This window comes from Desulfospira joergensenii DSM 10085 (genome assembly GCF_000420085.1).
In the GTDB taxonomy this organism is placed as follows: domain Bacteria; phylum Desulfobacterota; class Desulfobacteria; order Desulfobacterales; family Desulfobacteraceae; genus Desulfospira; species Desulfospira joergensenii.
In genome coordinates this window covers 1,352,849-1,369,932 of record NZ_ATUG01000002.1, presented here as the reverse complement: position 1 = coordinate 1,369,932, position 17,084 = coordinate 1,352,849, and the positions used below count along the sequence as shown (strand labels likewise).

Genomic DNA, 17,084 nt, shown 5'->3' with positions numbered 1-17,084 from the left:
GCGAAGCCGCCGTGAACGTGCCCTTCACCGGTGGGAATGGAGCCCTGCGGGTTTCCCATCCGAGTGAAAGGGGTTTGTTATGTGATTCTTTCCCTGATCATTAACACTTGCAACTTTTTTTTGATAAATTCTTATAAAATCGGCGTCTCACTGTACCGGAACAGCTGCAATCGTACCTAAAACAATCAGATACTTTGTCAATGGTATTAAGAACACCCAACAATGTATAAGGTGATAGGCTGGATGTAGCCCCAGTAGCATAGTGGCTAACCCAATTCCCAACAATGGCAGGGACATGGACACCATCAAAATCATTAACCTGGTTCTGTTCGAGAATAAGGCTATTGGCCGCACTATGAAGATCTATCGCTGCTCTTATTGCATCCAAACCGTTCTTAACCATTTTCCTGTCATCACGGATTGAGAAATCAAGTGATACTGGAATATTTACTTTTCTGATAATTTCAAGGATTTTGAATTCAAGGTATTGGCGTATTAGTGGCTCTGCATGTTGCGTGTCCCCATTATTCAAGAAATCTTCGGCCTCAACACGTAAATGGTCAGATTGCTGTGTTTGAGTTAGAACGTGACCCTTTGGTGGAAGTCCACGAAGCCTTTGATGATTCCAAGAAGGAGTACCCGATAATGTATCGAAATATTTTTCTAACAAACCATCATGGCTAAGGATAATAAGCTGAGGACCATCTGGATTGGACGGGCGTGCAATATCAGTTCGCAGCATTTCCATCAGAGCATACTGGTGGCCGGCATCAAAGCTTGATGTAATGTCATCAAGCACCATGAACTGGGCTTTGGGCTTGTCATTCAATGCAGCGCAAAGGTAGAGCGATATTGCGAACGCATTTCGATAACTTTCAGATAAAAGCGTTGTTGCCGCCAAACCGTCTAAACCGTAAAAGTTTTCAAGTTTTAAATGTAGATGCTCTGTGCCTTCAGCTTTTACCAGTTTCGGGACAATTTCAGGGTTTTGTGTAATCTTTGAATATAATTCTCTATAAAAATTTTCAATGGATGCGGTTTTTTCTTTTACATACTCGGATTCAGCTTTGGAAAACAAGGTGCAGGCGGTCTCAATAAATCCCTTCCATCTTTTAATGATATCGATTTTCTCGGAAAGTTTTGTTGCCGATGGAAGATCACCATATTCTTTTATTGCCCCTTTTAGTTGGTCCGCATATTCCACTTGTTGCGTTAAAGTGACCAAAGAGGCTGGCAGACTCTTTTCTATCTTTGTCTTTTGTGTGGTAAGCTCTTTTATAGTGGAGGTTCTTATTCCTTCGAGTTTTATTAGTTGTGCGGCGCCAATATCAACATCATCTACTGTTATTTTCTTGCTATTGTATTTTTCAAAAAATTCTGAATACTGTTTTTCAAAATCCTTATCTTTCAATATCTGTGAATTTTCCAGACCTTGAAGCCTTGTAGTCCATGTTGCAGCATTCCAAATTTCTTCAATATCTTTTTCAGCTTGCTTCACATTTTCATACTGTCTTAAGTTTTCCTCTATTGCCTCTGATAGCGTGAATTGGAGACTAGAATTGCATGCAGGGCAAACGCATGGATCGCTCCAATCATCAGTTTCAAGAATTTCTTGAACTGCGTCATACATCTTCTTAAACAGAGCCCCTTTTGTCTTTCTCAAGGCGTCGGCTCGTTTATTAAGTTCTGTTTTCAGTTGTGTCTGCTCTGTCACTTCATCGGAAGTTGCCTGCAATCTATCGAGTATGGCGATTGATTTTATCGTCCTGCCTAATTCCTCCCGTTGTTCACTTCCTTCTGCCTTTTTTATTGCTTTTCGAATTTCAACATAATCTGAGTTCGTAATATCTTTCTCTTTGAGAAATGGCTTTAACAGCTCGACATTATACAATACTTTGGTGACTTCCTGTATGATAGCTTGGTGATCTGATGCGTCTGCAGGGGGATTGCCTGTTATACGTTCATAATTCTGGAAGATCCTTGTTTGTATTGCCTTCTTACTTCCGGCGAGGCTATCAAGCTGGGTTTCGAGAACATTCAATTTAAAATCGGTATTAATATTGCCAGAGTTCGACAACGTGTTAAGTATTTGACGGTACTCGGAAAGCTGAGAGCTACCAAGCAATGTGGCGAAAGAACGCCCTCGATCTAAAGGTGAATCTTCAATAAACTTTTGAAATGTTTTGTGGTCGAGAAAAACCAGTTCGCTGCTGATCTCTCTTAGGAATCCATCAGGGTCAGCGTGCCCACTTGGACTGGTGACATTTTTGGAGCCGCCAGGATTTCTTTCAACGCTGATAACTACATCTCCAGATGAGTCATCCGGCCTGAAGGTCAATTCGATACTGGATTTTTGATTACAGTGAAAAAGATTGCAGTAGTAATCGGCCCCTCGCTCTGCAGCAGGTAAATTATCAAGTTTCGGAATGCCCCCTTTGATTGCATATGTCAGTGCTTCAAATATTGAGCTTTTGCCAAGGGCATTTGCTGCGAAGACCGAATTCACGGAATCTGTCTTGAATTTAAGCTCAAGAGGTCTGTTGGCATTATTTATCCCACGGAATCCCTCAACCTTTATATTTGAAAGAAAATATCGACTCATCCTTCAGATCCTTTTGGTTTGTTGAGGTTTTCCAACCCTTCCATTATTTCTTTATTGAAGGCCACTCTTGCGGCTGTTCTTTGTGGTCCTTGGTCTGGAAAAGGTGTCACCTTATCGAGGTTACCAATTAAAAGCTTTGTCATCTCTTCATCTACAAGCCCCATAAGTACTTTGAACAAATCGATATTTTCCTGGACAGACTTGCTGATATCAAACTTGAATTCATCCATTTACATAACCTTCGAATCTATTGTTAACGATTGCTTCAGCGTTAGTCCTTTTTTAAACATACAAGTAATTGAACGATTTCGTTTAGCTGCCTGATATACGGGTGGCGTATATCATTCCAAGATAATAACCGCATATCATGAATATATAGGTGATAAACGATTGAAAATGAAGAGCCTTTATTGAGAGCGTATTATCACTTAGACTGAAATAATCACTCCGGACAAAAAAATGCAACCAAAAACATGAAAATTGACTGAGCAGATACGATCTATAGAGACTCTTGAAATATACTCATCTTCCCAGGTGCACACTAATGGTATTTGTGCTCAGTTCTTGAATTTCTTTCGTCGCGTTGGCTTCTTTCGGCAATGGTCGCTGTTAGGTTGATATAGCAGTCAAGGTTTTTTGCATCACCCTCAAGACTAACACATGGAAAACATTCAAATCCGTCAGGGCATGAGGCCATGGGGTTGGGTCTGGAGCGGTATATGCCGGTGAAGCAGGCCCCATGGACGGAGCCTGCCGCCGGCATCGTCGGAAGGCGGCCAGGACAGGCCGGCGAGAATGCAGCGGAAGACCCATGCCCATGGCCGGCGCTAAATCTGCAGGTGGATAAGCTGAGTGATAGGGTCAAGTCTGCCCTTGACCCTTATTGATAATATCCAAAAGTTCGATGACCTTCCCTTTTGTGTTTGTAAAACTCTTTTGTTGCATTTTTATTTAGGTTGAGAAAAATCCGCTCTTTTTAAATAATTCTTCGACCTCTTGATTCATGATAATAAAGATGATCATTTCTTTGATCGTATCGTTAAATTTATTCTCATTCACATAGAGAAACAGGGGCCTTTTGATAGGGTGATTGTTTATCCAATTTTCCCTATGTTCAATGTCTATACCGTCCACCTGCAGTATTTTAATCTCCGGATTGACAAAGCTATGGCTGATATAGCCTATGGCATTTTCGTTTTCTGCAATATGGGCCAGCACCGAACTGCTTGAACCCACCTCCCTACCCTTTGCACGGGCTCCGTCAGCCATGATGCGGTCCCAAACCCTGAAGGTTCCGGATGTGCTGTTTCGGTTGATTAGGTCAATGGGAAGGTTTTTTCCACCCAATGCGGACCAGTTTTTAATTTTACCGTTAAAAATCCCTTTTAACTGTACCAATGAAAGGTTTGAAACGGGATTGTCCGGATGAACAATGGGGACAATGATGTCATATCCCAGCAAAAAGGATTTGAGGTTCAGCCCTTTCTGCCCGGCAAGAAGATTCTGGCTCTCTAAAATCTCGGACGAAGACATGACCATGTCGCAGGAACCTGAGATCAGGGAATCAATTCCACTCACTGACCCCCGGGCTGTGATTAGAATTGCCGTATTGTTTTTTTCCCTAAACAATGCAGCGGCTTTTTTCATAAATGGTTCAATGGTGGTTGAACCATTTATACGGATTGGGTCGTTGTTGTTCTGTGAACAAGAAATAAATCCAAAGGAAAACGCCATTGCAAGGGCAATTGCTATAAATTTGATTATTCGATCCATACTTTATCCTTCTTTCTCCAGTAATAATCAGCCGATTCCCCTATGCACCGGAAGGGGCAATGGTTTGTTTGCTGTTTTTTTGGGACACTGACAATTTTGTTGGAGATAATCATTCTCAGTCCTGAAATGCAAGTGTAAAATTATCACATAAAAACCAACTTTCGAATACCCTTTTTTAGATTGAGCGGACCATACTTTTGCTTGCATCATCCTCAAGACTGGAACATGTAAAACATTCAAATCCGCCAGGACATGAGGCCATGGGTTGGGTCCGGAGCGGGATATGCCGGTGAAGCAGGCCCATGGCCGGCGCTGAATCTACAGAAGGATAAATTGAAGGGGTGGTAAGGTCTAATATTTTACTTGCGGTTACCCGACCTTTTCCCTTGATTATTGTTGACACAGACCGGCACTTGGATTATTTTCCTCCAAGTTTGCAGTTTTATTCTCAGGGCGGGGTGAAATTCCCCACCGGCGGTATCCCGGAATTCCGGGGAGCCCGCGAGCGCTCCGCAACCTTTGCGGAGGTCAAGCAGACCTGGTGAGAGGCCAGGGCCGACGGTTACAGTCCGGATGGAAGAGAATACTTACGGGCAGGACCATGTCTGCGCGCACTTTCCCGTGCCCGGGGACATGGCTGGGCCCGGCCGTTTTTTATTCCTTCATCCCTGATTCATGAACCATATTTATTACAAGGAGATTCATCATGAATCAGAGTCTGTTATCTCAATTTGGAAATGGTGTTGAACGGGTGGAAAATGCAGTGACCGCACTCCGGCAAGGGCGCGGGGTATTGGTCACCGATGATGAAAACCGGGAAAATGAAGGGGATCTGATCTTTGCCGCCGAGTTCCTCACGGACAGCCAGATGGCCATGCTGATCCGGGAGTGCAGCGGAATCGTCTGTCTCTGCCTGACCCGGGAAAAGGCAAATACTTTGAATCTGCCCATGATGGTGGAGAGAAATTCAAGCCGGTTCGGAACGGCATTCACCGTATCCATTGAAGCGGCAAAAGGGGTCACAACCGGGGTATCCGCCGCAGACAGGGTCAGGACCATCCGGGCCGCTGCTGCTGAAAACGCCGTGCCCGGAGATCTGAACAGCCCGGGGCATGTTTTTCCTCTGGTGGCCAGACCCGGAGGGGTTCTGGAGCGGGATGGCCATACAGAAGCCACCATTGACCTGATGACGCTGGCCGGACTGGCTCCCTGCGGGGTTCTCTGTGAACTGACCAATCCCGACGGAACCATGGCAAGACTTGCCCAGGTGGCGGCCTTTGCCCGGAAAAATGATTTTCCGGTCCTGACCATTGAGGATCTGATACGATATTTGAAAGGATCGGTTAAAAAGGCGGGATAATAAAGAGAGCATCCCTTTAGGGGGTGCCGGGATTGAATCCATAAAAAGGGCATGAAGAAAAACAGCCCCTGTTGTTTCAAGCATCGACCTGAATCAAAAAAGAAAAGGAAGATGCTCAAACGATCTGCCAGGGTGAAATAAAGGCTTCATGCCCTTTACCAAACAGCCAAAATGAAGACCTCCATCAGACCGTATGGGTGACCGTCAGGGCCTGAATTCTCTCCCGGGCGGCATGGACGACATCGTCATCCTCATCCTGTTCTACCATCTGCTCCAAAAGCTTTAGATCCGTGGTCTTGCTGACAAATTTGATCCTGACTTTGGGATTGGAGTGCAGATACTTGGGAACGAAAAGATCTGAAAAACCCATGACATCCTCCTTTGGGCATCCGGGAAAATAATTTTTCCCCGGGCCCTATGATGAATTATAAAAAATCACAGGGGACCGGATGTTTTCTTCAAATACTCCTTTATCAGTTCAATGGTCACCTCTCCCATGGTTCTGCCCTCTTTAACCGCTGTGATCTTGAGCTCGCGATGTAAGTTTTCAGACATTCTAAGCGTCAACTGCTTTACCTTTGATTTTTCACCCATGAAACCCTCATGCATATTTTTTCGGATTAACATCATCCAATCTCCTGCCACATTTCCATAAAGCCATAAAGACATCTATATGTCAAGACATAAATTCACTCAAAAAGACGGATCAAAGAGGGCGACAGGACAGGCACCGGCGGAGAAATCCGGAACTATTGTATTGTACTCCCCGGAACCGGGTGGTAGGATCAATACCAATTGAAAATTGAGAATGGATAATTATTGGGAACATGCTTGCCTTAATCGAAAAATATGAATTGTCTCCCCATCCCGAGGGGGGATATTACAGGGAGGTCTACAGATCCGGCCAAACGGTCGAATCCGGCCCTGCCGGATCGGACCGAAGCGCTGTGACCCATATTTATTTTCTTCTGGAAGGAAAAGAGATCAGCCGGTTTCACCGGGTGATCCACGATGAGATCTGGAATTTTTACCAGGGAGACCCCATAAAAATCATCCTCTGCGACAAAAAGGGAATCCGGGAAGAGATCATCGGACCCGGGGCCCATGTATGTGTTGTCCCGGCGGGTACATGGCAGGCGGCCGAGCCAATGGGAGAATACGGACTGGTGGGATGTACCGTGGCCCCGGGCTTTGATTTCAAGGATTTTTCATTCCTGGCCGATACCCCGGAGGAGCTGGAACGGTTCAGGGCCTCCCATGAAAAATATAAAAGATACCTTTAAAAACCCATGGACAATCCTTATTCTTTTTCAGACAGGAAAAACATTTGTCTATTCAGCGGTCATGGCATAGGCCCCCGACTGATAGTGAAAAAGAGAATAGTTCCCGGGCAGGCTGTTCTAGCTGCTCTCGCTGTTCAAGCTGTTCTCGCTGTTAACAAAAATATCCGGGAGATTCAAAAATGAAAGTAATCAACGCAAAAGACGTCATCCCCGTGGTGATGAACAACGACATGGTAAAAAATGTGGCGGGAAGGGTCCTGATCGGAAAGGCCGACGGAGCTGACAACTTCTGCATGAGAATGTTTGAAATCGACAGAGAGGGACATACCCCCAGACACTCCCATGACTGGGAGCATGAGATCTTTGTCCACGAGGGTTCAGGAGAGGTTTTCATTGAAGGCCAATGGCATGGGATGACCGGGGGAACCGCAGTTTTTATTCCCCCCAACGTGGAACACCAGATCAAAAACACAGGGGACAGCCCCCTGACCTTTATCTGCCTCGTTCCTCCCAACTCACCTGAAATATAAACCTTTCTGATGTTTAAAACGGTAGGGCATAGAACAAATCCATGAATGTTATGATGAACCCTCGTACCTGCGTCCATCCCCGGGGCAAGTTTATTGTGGGAGTCCACAGACCCCGGTTTGATGTAAAAAACCTAAGGGAAAACGAAACCCTGGAAATCCTGGGGCAATCGGAAGACGGCTCCCCCGTGGACAACCGGGTCAACTTTCCAAAAACAGACATCCACGAACCTAAAGCAGATCTGATCTATGAGATTGCAAATCCCTTTCCCTTCCGGGGGGCCACTTTCATCAACTCTGCCTGGGCCGATCCTAAAGTCGGACGGACGGAAATCATCGGCATTCAGCCCCCTCCCCCCTGTTCCCTGGTCCAGGCCATGGACCGGTTCATCAAAGACCGGGGAGAAGATGAGCCCCTTTCCGAACCGGAAAAAATCCGGTTCCTGGAGGCCCTGCCCCGGCCTGTCCGACTGGGACTGGCCCAGTCTTCAACCGATCCCGGGGAATTGGCGGCCCTGGCCCGGACCTGCTGTAAGATCCTGTTCAAGCCTGAATCCAAGATCCCCTGGGGGCTGGGGTATAAAAAAAAGAAGGACGGAACCACAATCCCGGATATCAAGGATCACGAGGTCTTTGAAGTCCTGGTCAACAACCGGTTTTTGCCCGATGAATACAAAGAGGTCCTGGTTCTCAGGCCCGGGGTCCAGGGAAAAAGCGAAATTATCGGAGAGGTGGTCTCCGAGAACGGCCAGACCCATGTATTTGAATATCTGAGACGCAACTCCTATATCCCCTGGGGCCATTTTGCATCCAACATGGCCAATGACGCCGTCCGCTACAGGGCAAAGGATCTGAGTTCCGAAGATATGGAAGGGATCCGCCATCTCTATTACCAGAGGATCTTTGTCCGCACGGCCGAACAACTCAATCTCCGGCCGGAATCTTTTCGGAAGAACCTGACCCCGGAAGAGCTGGAAGAACTGAGGAAATCGATCCTGGATGCCCTGGAATCGGCCCCGGACACCCCCCTGGATTTCAATGCGGCCCTGTGGGGATGGAATTTCGGATTCGGATCGGCCCAGTCCGGACACCGGCTCCACGCCTCCCACCAGATGATCCACCAGCAGAACGCCATGATCCCGGGACAGGTAGAGGACCGTTCCGGCCGCCCCTATGACTGCTTTTCCTTTGGAGATCTGGTCACCGATTTTATCCATACTTTTAAAAAGACCCACGGCATCAGTTTCTTCAATGCCTTTCTTGAGGCAATCCGCACCAATGAAAGGACGGACGGACGGTTCGGGGAGTCCTCCCTCATCGTATTTGAGGACGAGAATATCATTTTATTCGTGCCCAAGGCCCAGGTCAGTGAATGGGAGCTCCAGATCATCACCCAGAAAGAGTGCGACAGCATCCTTCAGGCCGATACCGGAACAAGGCGATCCCTGGATCTGGGGATTTTAACGGCCGTCCAGGTATTGGAGGCTCTGGGAGCCCAGATGGTCACCTCCATTGAACTCTCGGGCCGGTTGGACAGGATGGGTTCCGGCCAGCACCTGATGTACTCTTTTATCCCCAGGCTTCCCTACGCCCCCGGGACCTTTTCCGAAGCCCAACTCCGCTGGATCAGCGGCTGTTATCCGGAGGATTTCGCCCATGCCTGCCGCAGAACATTAGACACCCAAAAGGAGAATCCATGATCCTTCACGATATCACCTACGAGTGGAGCGGGAAAACCATGACAGGGGAAAAGCCCATCTCCTGGTGGCCCGGGGCTTACAGGGTCAGGATCATCCGCCTGGGTTCGGACACCGGGAATATCAGCTACCTGACCCCCGTGGCCGCCGTCTGCAAACCCATCCGGAAAGCCGGCACCATGAACACCTCATTGACAAACTGCATTGAGAATTTTGCCAAGGCCATATCCAAAGAGTACGGCCTTGAAATCGAAAAAACCCTGTGGATCGAACTGGACGAAAAGATCACGGCCGCCCAATTCCATGCAGACCGGAAACTGACCGATGAGACCTTTTACACTGTTTCCTGGCGGCCGGTCCGGCCCGCTGAAATGACCATGATCGAAGACTATATTAAAGACCTATAGAATGAACAATTAAGAATTAACAATTGGAGAGGCCCTTCGGGCGCCAATTTATAAAAACGGCGGCCCTGGGGGCCATCCTCAATTATCCATTATTAATTCTTAATTATTCTAAACCACTCCCTGGTCCATCATGGAATCGGCCACCTTGACAAACCCGGCGATATTGGCGCCGTTCATGTAATTGCCCGGGGTGCCGTACTCTTCCGAAGCATCCAGGCAGGCACTGTGGATGGACTGCATGATCCCCTTGAGCTTGGCTTCCACCTCTTCTCTGGGCCATTTGATCCGCATGGAGTTCTGGGACATTTCAAGGCCTGAGACCGCAACCCCTCCGGCATTGGCCGCCTTGCCCGGGGCATAGAAAATCCCGGCATCCAGAAAGATATCTATGCCATCCGGCGTGGTGGGCATATTGGCCCCCTCGCAGACCAGGGAGATACCGTTTCTCACCAGGTTCGCGGCATCATTTTCATTGATCTCATTCTGGGTGGCCGAGGGAAAGGCGCAGTCGGCCTTGTGGTTCCACAGGGGATTGGAATCTGCTGCCGGATCCAGGGCCGTATACACGGCCTCGGGATACTTATCGGCATACTCTTTGATCCGGGCCCGCTTTACATTTTTAAGGTACATGACGTATTGGAGCTTTTCCCCGTCGATTCCCTTTTCATCCAACACGTATCCGGAAGAATCGGAAAGGGTCATCACCTTGCCCCCGAGCTGATTGATCTTCTCCGTGGTGTACTGGGCAACGTTCCCGGATCCGGACACCAGGCAGATCTTGCCGGCCAGGCTCTGGTTCTTTGTTCCCAGCATCTCATTGGCAAAAAACACAGAACCGTAGCCCGTGGCTTCCGGCCGGATCAGGCTTCCGCCCCAGTTCAGGCTTTTCCCGGTCAGAATCCCTGAAAACTCATTTTTCAATCTCTTATACATCCCGAACAAAAAGCCGATCTCCCTGGCCCCCACACCGATATCCCCGGCCGGAACATCCGTATCCGGCCCGATGTGGCGGTAGAGCTCGGTCATGAAACTCTGGCAGAACCGCATGACTTCATTATCGGATTTCCCCTTGGGATCAAAATCGGAGCCGCCTTTGCCTCCCCCCATGGGAAGGGTGGTCAGGGCATTTTTAAAGACCTGTTCAAAGGCCAGGAATTTCAGGATGGACAGGTTGACCGAAGGATGAAACCTAAGCCCCCCCTTATAAGGGCCGATGGCCGAATTCATCTGAATCCTGAACCCCCGGTTGACCTGGACCTTTCCCTGGTCGTCCACCCAGGGGACCCGGAACTGGATGACCCGCTCGGGCTCCACGATCCTCTCGATAATCCCGGCATGACGATATTCGGGGTTTCTGTCCAGAACCGGTTTAACAGATTCCACAACCTCTGTGACCGCCTGGTGAAACTCTTTTTCATAAGGATCTCTGGCCGTAACAATATCCATGATTGTGCCCATTTTTCGTCTCCTGTTCTTGTTAGATTGATTGGATTTATCTTTTCCGGGCTTCCTTCCCTTGTCAATTTGAATTTTTCCCGCCGGGGGATATCGGATATCCATCGAATAACCCGGATGTAGAAGGCATTCTACCATAGATTCAGCGCCAGGGAAATATTTGCCCAAGATTCTTCCTTGCCTTTGGAATAACAATTTTTGTTTTTTAACCCTTGAACGATTTTGATGGATGCAAGAAAATCCGAAGGCTTCATGCAACCCGGGCCAGGTAAACGGTATTTCCGCATGATTTGCCGGTCAGGGGATTTTTAAACCGGACCATCCGGGCCTCTGCGCTTGCAAACACCTTTCCCAGGTGTCGGGTGAAGGCCGGGTCCGGTTCACTGTCCGACCACAGGGCAAAGATGCCCCCGGGTTTCAAATGTTCTGCCACTTCTCCCAGCCCTTTTTGGGTATAGAAGCGCTTGTTTGTCTGGTGCAGAACATGGGTAGGGGTATGATCAATATCCAGGAGGATGGCATCCTGCTTTTTTCCCGGATGATCCGGATCAAACCCCTTGGACAGATCCCGGGACAGGGCAAAAAAGTCTCCCTGGACCAGGCGGGAGCGGGGATCCGTGGCTATGGTTTTCCCCAGGGGGACCAGACCGGTTTGGTGCCATTGGATTACCCCCTCCATGAACTCCACCACCACCAGGGAGGTTACGCGCTTGTCCTCCAGAGCCGTAACGGCCGTATATCCTAGGCCAAGACCGCCGACCACAACATCAAGATCCTGTTCTTCCAACATGCCCAGGCCCAGCCTGGACAATTGAACTTCCGATTCATGGAACAGACTCGACATGAGAAAATGATCCCCGAGTTTTACTTCGTAGATGTCAGAGCCCTGAAGCTGTACAGACCGCCTGCGCCGTAACATCAAATCCCCCAGGGGGGTTTTCCGGTAATCCAATTCCTCGTAGTTCAAACCCATTGAAGTCTCTCCTGTTCAGGATTGCTGACGGATGTTGCCGGTTGCTGTCTTCCGCATCCGGACCTGTATTATTTTTATCCGGTAATATACCATTTTTCCCGGCAAAGTCGAGATTTGTCTTGGAGGCCGGGCCGGCCTCTCAAAGTTCGGTGGACGATAAGAACCGAGCGTGTGGTCCAAAGGCCGGGTAAAATCATATTCACATTGATTTCAGGCTTTCCGGCAGTTATGATGGAAAGGAATGAACCGTCAGGGTCAGGGAAAACAATACAAAGTCCATAATGAAGTACAAGTTTCCACGATGGATATCAACCGGCCCCCTGGGTTTCTGATACCATATCGCTATCTGCCCCAGGCTTTAAGGCCGGGACGAATCCATCAATCTCTTTCGCAACTCCGGGGGGAAAACCCCGGGACAAAGATATTAAGGAACCATGCAATGAAAAAATTCATATGATTTGAATTTATCCTATTTATATTTCACAATATTTCCCTTGGTTTCAGCACAGGAACTGACCCTTTTAACCGCTGAAGAACCGCCAAGCAGCCCCATGAATGAACCGGGGGAGGTGGAGGAATTCTCGGTCGATATTGTCCGGGAAATCCAGAAGCGGACAAACAACCGGGATCCCATAACTATTTTTCCTGGGATACGTGCTCTGAAGATCGGCTCAAGACATCCCAATATTGTTTTGTTCAGTTTTTCCAGAACACCGGAACGAGAACAACAATTTCATTGGGTCATGCTTCTTTTACGCAAACCCTGGGTGATGTATGCAAAAAAGGCCCTGGTTTCCTGATAAGGGATCTGGAGGATGCCAAAAAGCTGGAAAGAATCGGTGTCGTGCGGGGCGATGTTCGGAAGTCTATATAAAATGGTGTCCATCCAAACCCCCTGGGAAATTGTGGAAAAATGGAGGGAGGCTGCCCGCCGAATCAAAGAAGACAGGACTTTTCAGCACATTGCAGAAAAATGGGCCCTTGTCTAGAAACAATATGGAATCCCCTGTGTTTTAAAAGACAGTGCTTTGAATTTTTAGCAGATACCGGTCCCCTGCCAGGGAAAGGATACCCCCTTTTGCTTCTTTCAGGTCTATTCTTCACCCGGGGGTGTTGCTCTCCCCCCTATCCCTATCCTTTCCCCATAGGCCTGGGAGCCCTTTTCCTCTTTGCCTGCCTCCAGGCCATTTTCAATTTCATTTCAAGGGTACCCCTCTCTTAAAAACATAGCCATCTAACTTTTATCCATACCGTAATATTAAAATATTATTAGTATTATCAATATGTTTTAATAACAAGATGCCTGAAAGGTTGACAAAATACATAGAGCTCTATATATTTATTTCAAATCAAACGGGCCGGACGCGACCCGGGATGCTCTTTTTACAACTTTGATTTTTCCTGCTCCCACAGAGAGCGCGGCCTGTTAAAAATCAAACCGAATATGAATTGTCAAAAACCCTCAAACCTTTATTTATAGGTGAACCTATGTGTGGCATTTGCGGTGAGCTTTTTTTTAATAATCACCCTGTAACCGAAGATTCCGTAACCATCATGAGCAAAGCCATGGCAGACCGGGGCCCGGATCATGAAGGCCTGTATCACGGCCTCTGGGCAGTTCTGGGCCATCGCCGTCTGAAAATCATAGACCTGAGCGATGAATCAAACCAGCCTTTCATTGATCCTGTCTTGGGCCTAATACTGATTTTTAATGGTGCGATTTACAATTACAAGGAACTTCGAACCGAGCTTGAGCAAATGGGATACACCTTTTATTCAAAAGGGGACACGGAAGTTATCCTTAAATCCTATCATGCCTGGGGTGAAAACTGCGTCGACAAATTCAACGGCATGTTTGCATTTGTTGTCTATGATCAGAAAAAAGACATTGTCTTTATGGCCAGGGACCGATTGGGCATCAAACCGCTCTATTTCTATAAAACAGAAACCTCTTTGATCTTTGCATCCTCCCTTCCGGCAATCTTGAAAACCGGTAGAATCAAAAAGAAGATCTCAAAGGAAGCCCTTCATCATTACATGTCCCTCCATGCCGTGGTTCCGGCGCCCCATACACTGATCCAGGGAATTAGAAAACTTCCCCAGGCCACGGCAATGACCGTTCAAAAAGACGGGACCATGGTCCAGAGGCCCTATTGGAACCTGAGTTTTGAGCGGGACAGGGAAGAGGAGCAATACTCTTTTGAAGACTGGAAAAGGTACCTTTCCCATGCACTTATGGCCGCTGTAAAGCGAAGGCTGGTTGCCGACGTTCCCGTTGGCGTGCTTCTGTCCGGCGGACTGGATTCCAGCTTGATCGTCGGGCTGCTTGCCGAGGCCGGCCAAAAAGACTTAAAAACCTTCTCCATCGGGTTTGAGAGCGTGGGTGGTGAAAAGGGTGACGAATTTATGTACTCGGATATCATCGCCCGTCATTATGCAACAGATCACCATAAAATCAGAGTGAATTCGGATCAGGTATTGCCGTCAATGACTGCCTGTGTAAATGCGATGAACGAACCCATGGTCTCCCATGACTGCATCGGATTTTATCTATTGAGCCAAGAAGTGGCAAAACATGTCAAAGTGGTCCAGAGCGGCCAGGGTGCAGATGAGATTTTTGGCGGATATCACTGGTACCCGCCCATGGTGAAAAGCAATGATCCGGTTCAGGATTACTGCAATGTTTTCTGTGACAGGAGCAATGAGGAATTCCAGGAAATTGTCCATGAAAAATATCGGGGGGCGGATTTTACAAAAGAATTCATTCAAAGACAATTTTCACTGCCCGGGGCCCAAAGTCCGGTTGAAAAGGCATTGAGGATTGACTCAACCATCATGCTGGTCGATGATCCTGTAAAAAGAGTGGATAATATGACCATGGCCTGGAGTCTGGAAGCAAGGGTCCCTTTTTTGGATCATGAACTGGTTGAACTGGCGGCCAAGATCCCGCCGGAACATAAAGTTGGAAACGGCGGGAAACACATATTAAAGGAAGCCGCAAGAAACGTAATTCCCAATGAAGTAATCGACCGGCCCAAGGGCTACTTTCCTGTGCCTGCCTTAAAATACATAGAGGGTAAATACCTTGATTTTGTAAAGAAAATTCTAAAAAGCGAGGCCTGCAGATCCAGGGGGGTCATCCAAAACGAGTATATGGATGTACTGCTTGAATCTCCAGAGGCGCATATCACCCCGCTCAAGGGATCAAAGTTGTGGCAGGCGGCGCTATTGGAATTCTGGATGCAGCAGAATGGAATATAAGGAGAATATCCATGGACAAGTTAAAGCATCGAATCGAGAAAAACCATGGCCAGTCCCTGAGAAATTGGGAAAAAATCAATAGCCCGGTAACCAGGAAGATGCGCCCCAACTCCTTTTCTGAAATGGGCTGGGGCCGGCTGGTATTTGGGCACACATTTGAATCAAACGATCAAATCGTTGATGCCATGTGTGCCCAGGGGTATGACAATAGAGATATCGCTATTTATGTCATTGACCCCCATGTCATTATCTCCATGGCGCCTGATAAATTGTTTCTGGATCCGTCGCACACCTACCGGTTGTGGAACTATGATTACCGGTACGACAATCAAAAAGCCAATGACGTTTTTTCCATCAACCGGCTGTCAAATGAAGAGGAGGCCCATCAGGTGAACGCCATTTATTCAAAATGCCGGATGAAGGGGGCTGACCCTGAATTTTTGCTGGATAAACATGCGGACCGGTTAAGAACCTATTTTATTGCAAAAAAACGATCTGACAACCAGGTTGTCGGTACCATAACCGGTGTTGATCATATCAAAGCCTTCAATGATCCGGAAAAAGGATCGAGTCTCTGGTCCCTGGCCGTGGATCCCCAGGCAGGCCTGCCCGGTATCGGGATCAATCTCGTCCGGCATCTTACCGCCCATTATTTCACCAAGGGACGTACCTTCATTGATGTCAGCGTGATGCACGATAACAAACAGGCCATCAAGCTATATGAAAAGCTGGGATTTCAGAGAATTCCCGCATTCTGTATAAAGCGGAAAAATCCGATCAACGAGCAATTATATGTGCCCGTGGATCAACCCTTGAAGAAGCTGAACCCCTATGCAAAGATCATTGTGGATGAAGCACGGAAAAGGGGGATCCTCGTCGAGGTTCTTGATGCGGAATACGGATTGTTCAATCTGAGCCTTGGGAGCCGTTCCATAACCTGCAGAGAAGCCCTCTCTGAAATGACCTCCGCCGTTGCCATGACAAAGTGCGATGACAAACGCTTAACACGGAGACTGGTCATGAAGGCAGGAATCAAAGCTCCCCGGCAGATTTTGCACACCGACCCTGAAAACGCTCTTGAATTCATGAATAAGGTGGGGCGGGTGGTCGTGAAACCGGCAAGGGGAGAACAGGGGGAGGGCATCAGTGTGGACATTTCCGATGCGGATGAACTCAAAGGGGCAATAAAAAAGGCCGAAAGCATCTGTTCCGATGTTCTTCTGGAAGAGTACATCAAAGGGGAAGACCTGAGAATTATCGTCATTGATTATGAAATTGTGGCTGCCGCCATCCGGAAGCCCCCTGCCATAACCGGCACCGGGAATCACTCGATTTCAGACCTGATCCAAAAACACAATCGCAGGCGAATGGCAGCCACAGGCGGTGAAAGCAGAATACCAGATGACCGGGAAACCCTGAGATGCCTGAAAAAAGAAGGGTATGAATATGAGTCCATTCTGGAAAAAGACAAAACTCTTGTTGTGAGAAAGACTGCCAATCTGCATACAGGAGGCACCATCCATGATGTTACAGAGGACCTTTCCGATGTTTTAAAAGATGCGGCTGTGAAGGTGAGCAAGGCGGTTGATATTCCGGTGACCGGTCTTGATTTTATGGTGCCTGACATCTACGGAGACACCTATGCCTTTATTGAGGCCAATGAACGTCCCGGTCTTGCGAACCATGAACCGCAACCGACGGCCGAACGTTTTGTTGACCTCCTTTTTCCTGAAACCGTGTAAGAGA

The 17,084-nt window shown here is 47.9% G+C and carries 16 protein-coding genes and 1 riboswitch; of the genes, 7 read left to right on the top strand and 9 right to left on the bottom strand.

The features are described 5' to 3' along the window. Nucleotides 1-100 precede the first annotated feature (100 nt). The 3 genes from F608_RS0118790 to F608_RS0118775 form a co-directional block, all read right to left on the bottom strand. Nucleotides 101-2,602 carry an AAA family ATPase gene (locus F608_RS0118790; protein ID WP_022667205.1) on the bottom strand — a complete coding sequence of 834 codons (2,502 nt, stop codon included), beginning with the start codon at nucleotides 2,600-2,602 and terminating at the stop codon, nucleotides 101-103. After that, nucleotides 2,599-2,832 carry a hypothetical protein gene (locus F608_RS0118785; protein ID WP_022667203.1) on the bottom strand — a complete coding sequence of 78 codons (234 nt, stop codon included), beginning with the start codon at nucleotides 2,830-2,832 and terminating at the stop codon, nucleotides 2,599-2,601. Before F608_RS0118785 ends, F608_RS0118790 begins: the two co-directional genes overlap by 4 nt. A gap of 721 nt (nucleotides 2,833-3,553) precedes the next feature. After that, nucleotides 3,554-4,336, bottom strand: a complete 783-nt coding sequence (locus tag F608_RS0118775; RefSeq protein ID WP_279615099.1) for a phosphate ABC transporter substrate-binding protein — start codon at nucleotides 4,334-4,336, stop codon at nucleotides 3,554-3,556. 479 nt (nucleotides 4,337-4,815) lie between these two features. Beyond that, nucleotides 4,816-4,964, top strand: a riboswitch (FMN riboswitch). Nucleotides 4,965-5,081: 117 nt separating this feature from the next. On the opposite strand from F608_RS0118775, the gene ribB reads away from it, so the two are divergent. After that, on the top strand, nucleotides 5,082-5,735 hold the full coding sequence (ribB, locus tag F608_RS0118765) for a 3,4-dihydroxy-2-butanone-4-phosphate synthase (protein ID WP_022667200.1): 654 nt from the start codon (nucleotides 5,082-5,084) through the stop codon (nucleotides 5,733-5,735). Between the two features lie 184 nt (nucleotides 5,736-5,919). Here the strand turns inward: ribB and F608_RS0118760 are convergent, their stop codons facing one another. Continuing rightward, on the bottom strand, nucleotides 5,920-6,105 hold the full coding sequence (locus F608_RS0118760) for a hypothetical protein (protein ID WP_022667199.1): 186 nt from the start codon (nucleotides 6,103-6,105) through the stop codon (nucleotides 5,920-5,922). Between the two features lie 65 nt (nucleotides 6,106-6,170). After that, complete coding sequence (locus F608_RS0118755) at nucleotides 6,171-6,329, bottom strand: hypothetical protein (RefSeq protein WP_153307546.1); 159 nt, start codon at nucleotides 6,327-6,329, stop codon at nucleotides 6,171-6,173. Nucleotides 6,330-6,562: 233 nt separating this feature from the next. On the opposite strand from F608_RS0118755, the gene F608_RS0118750 reads away from it, so the two are divergent. The 4 genes from F608_RS0118750 (at nucleotide 6,563) to F608_RS0118730 (ending at nucleotide 9,649) form a co-directional block, all read left to right on the top strand. Further along, on the top strand, nucleotides 6,563-7,018 hold the full coding sequence (locus tag F608_RS0118750) for a cupin domain-containing protein (protein ID WP_022667196.1): 456 nt from the start codon (nucleotides 6,563-6,565) through the stop codon (nucleotides 7,016-7,018). A 179-nt stretch (nucleotides 7,019-7,197) separates the two neighbouring features. Further along, nucleotides 7,198-7,548: a cupin domain-containing protein gene (locus F608_RS0118740; protein WP_022667194.1), complete on the top strand. Its 351-nt coding sequence runs from the start codon at nucleotides 7,198-7,200 to the stop codon at nucleotides 7,546-7,548. A gap of 53 nt (nucleotides 7,549-7,601) precedes the next feature. After that, nucleotides 7,602-9,245, top strand: coding sequence for a hypothetical protein (locus F608_RS0118735; protein ID WP_022667193.1), 1,644 nt, complete (start codon nucleotides 7,602-7,604; stop codon nucleotides 9,243-9,245). Next, complete coding sequence (locus F608_RS0118730) at nucleotides 9,242-9,649, top strand: hypothetical protein (protein WP_022667192.1); 408 nt, start codon at nucleotides 9,242-9,244, stop codon at nucleotides 9,647-9,649. The genes F608_RS0118735 and F608_RS0118730 overlap by 4 nt, the downstream gene beginning before the upstream one ends. A 108-nt stretch (nucleotides 9,650-9,757) precedes the next feature. Here F608_RS0118730 and gdhA read toward each other — a convergent pair whose 3' ends face one another. From gdhA to F608_RS36700, 4 genes are all read right to left on the bottom strand, one after another. Further along, nucleotides 9,758-11,107 (bottom strand): NADP-specific glutamate dehydrogenase, encoded by a 1,350-nt coding sequence (gene gdhA / locus F608_RS0118725; protein ID WP_027362896.1) that lies wholly within the window; start codon nucleotides 11,105-11,107, stop codon nucleotides 9,758-9,760. Nucleotides 11,108-11,354: 247 nt separating this feature from the next. Continuing rightward, nucleotides 11,355-12,077: a polyamine aminopropyltransferase gene (locus F608_RS0118715; protein WP_022667189.1), complete on the bottom strand. Its 723-nt coding sequence runs from the start codon at nucleotides 12,075-12,077 to the stop codon at nucleotides 11,355-11,357. Between the two features lie 469 nt (nucleotides 12,078-12,546). Beyond that, nucleotides 12,547-12,711 carry a hypothetical protein gene (locus F608_RS36705; RefSeq protein WP_153307545.1) on the bottom strand — a complete coding sequence of 55 codons (165 nt, stop codon included), beginning with the start codon at nucleotides 12,709-12,711 and terminating at the stop codon, nucleotides 12,547-12,549. 99 nt (nucleotides 12,712-12,810) lie between these two features. Further along, nucleotides 12,811-12,963 carry a hypothetical protein gene (locus tag F608_RS36700; protein ID WP_153307544.1) on the bottom strand — a complete coding sequence of 51 codons (153 nt, stop codon included), beginning with the start codon at nucleotides 12,961-12,963 and terminating at the stop codon, nucleotides 12,811-12,813. A 602-nt stretch (nucleotides 12,964-13,565) separates the two neighbouring features. Here F608_RS36700 and F608_RS0118690 point away from each other — a divergent pair. Further along, nucleotides 13,566-15,338, top strand: coding sequence for an N-acetylglutaminylglutamine amidotransferase (locus F608_RS0118690; protein ID WP_022667183.1), 1,773 nt, complete (start codon nucleotides 13,566-13,568; stop codon nucleotides 15,336-15,338). An 11-nt stretch (nucleotides 15,339-15,349) separates the two neighbouring features. Then, on the top strand, nucleotides 15,350-17,080 hold the full coding sequence (gene ngg, locus F608_RS0118685) for an N-acetylglutaminylglutamine synthetase (protein ID WP_022667182.1): 1,731 nt from the start codon (nucleotides 15,350-15,352) through the stop codon (nucleotides 17,078-17,080). The last annotated feature ends 4 nt before the right edge of the window (nucleotides 17,081-17,084 follow it).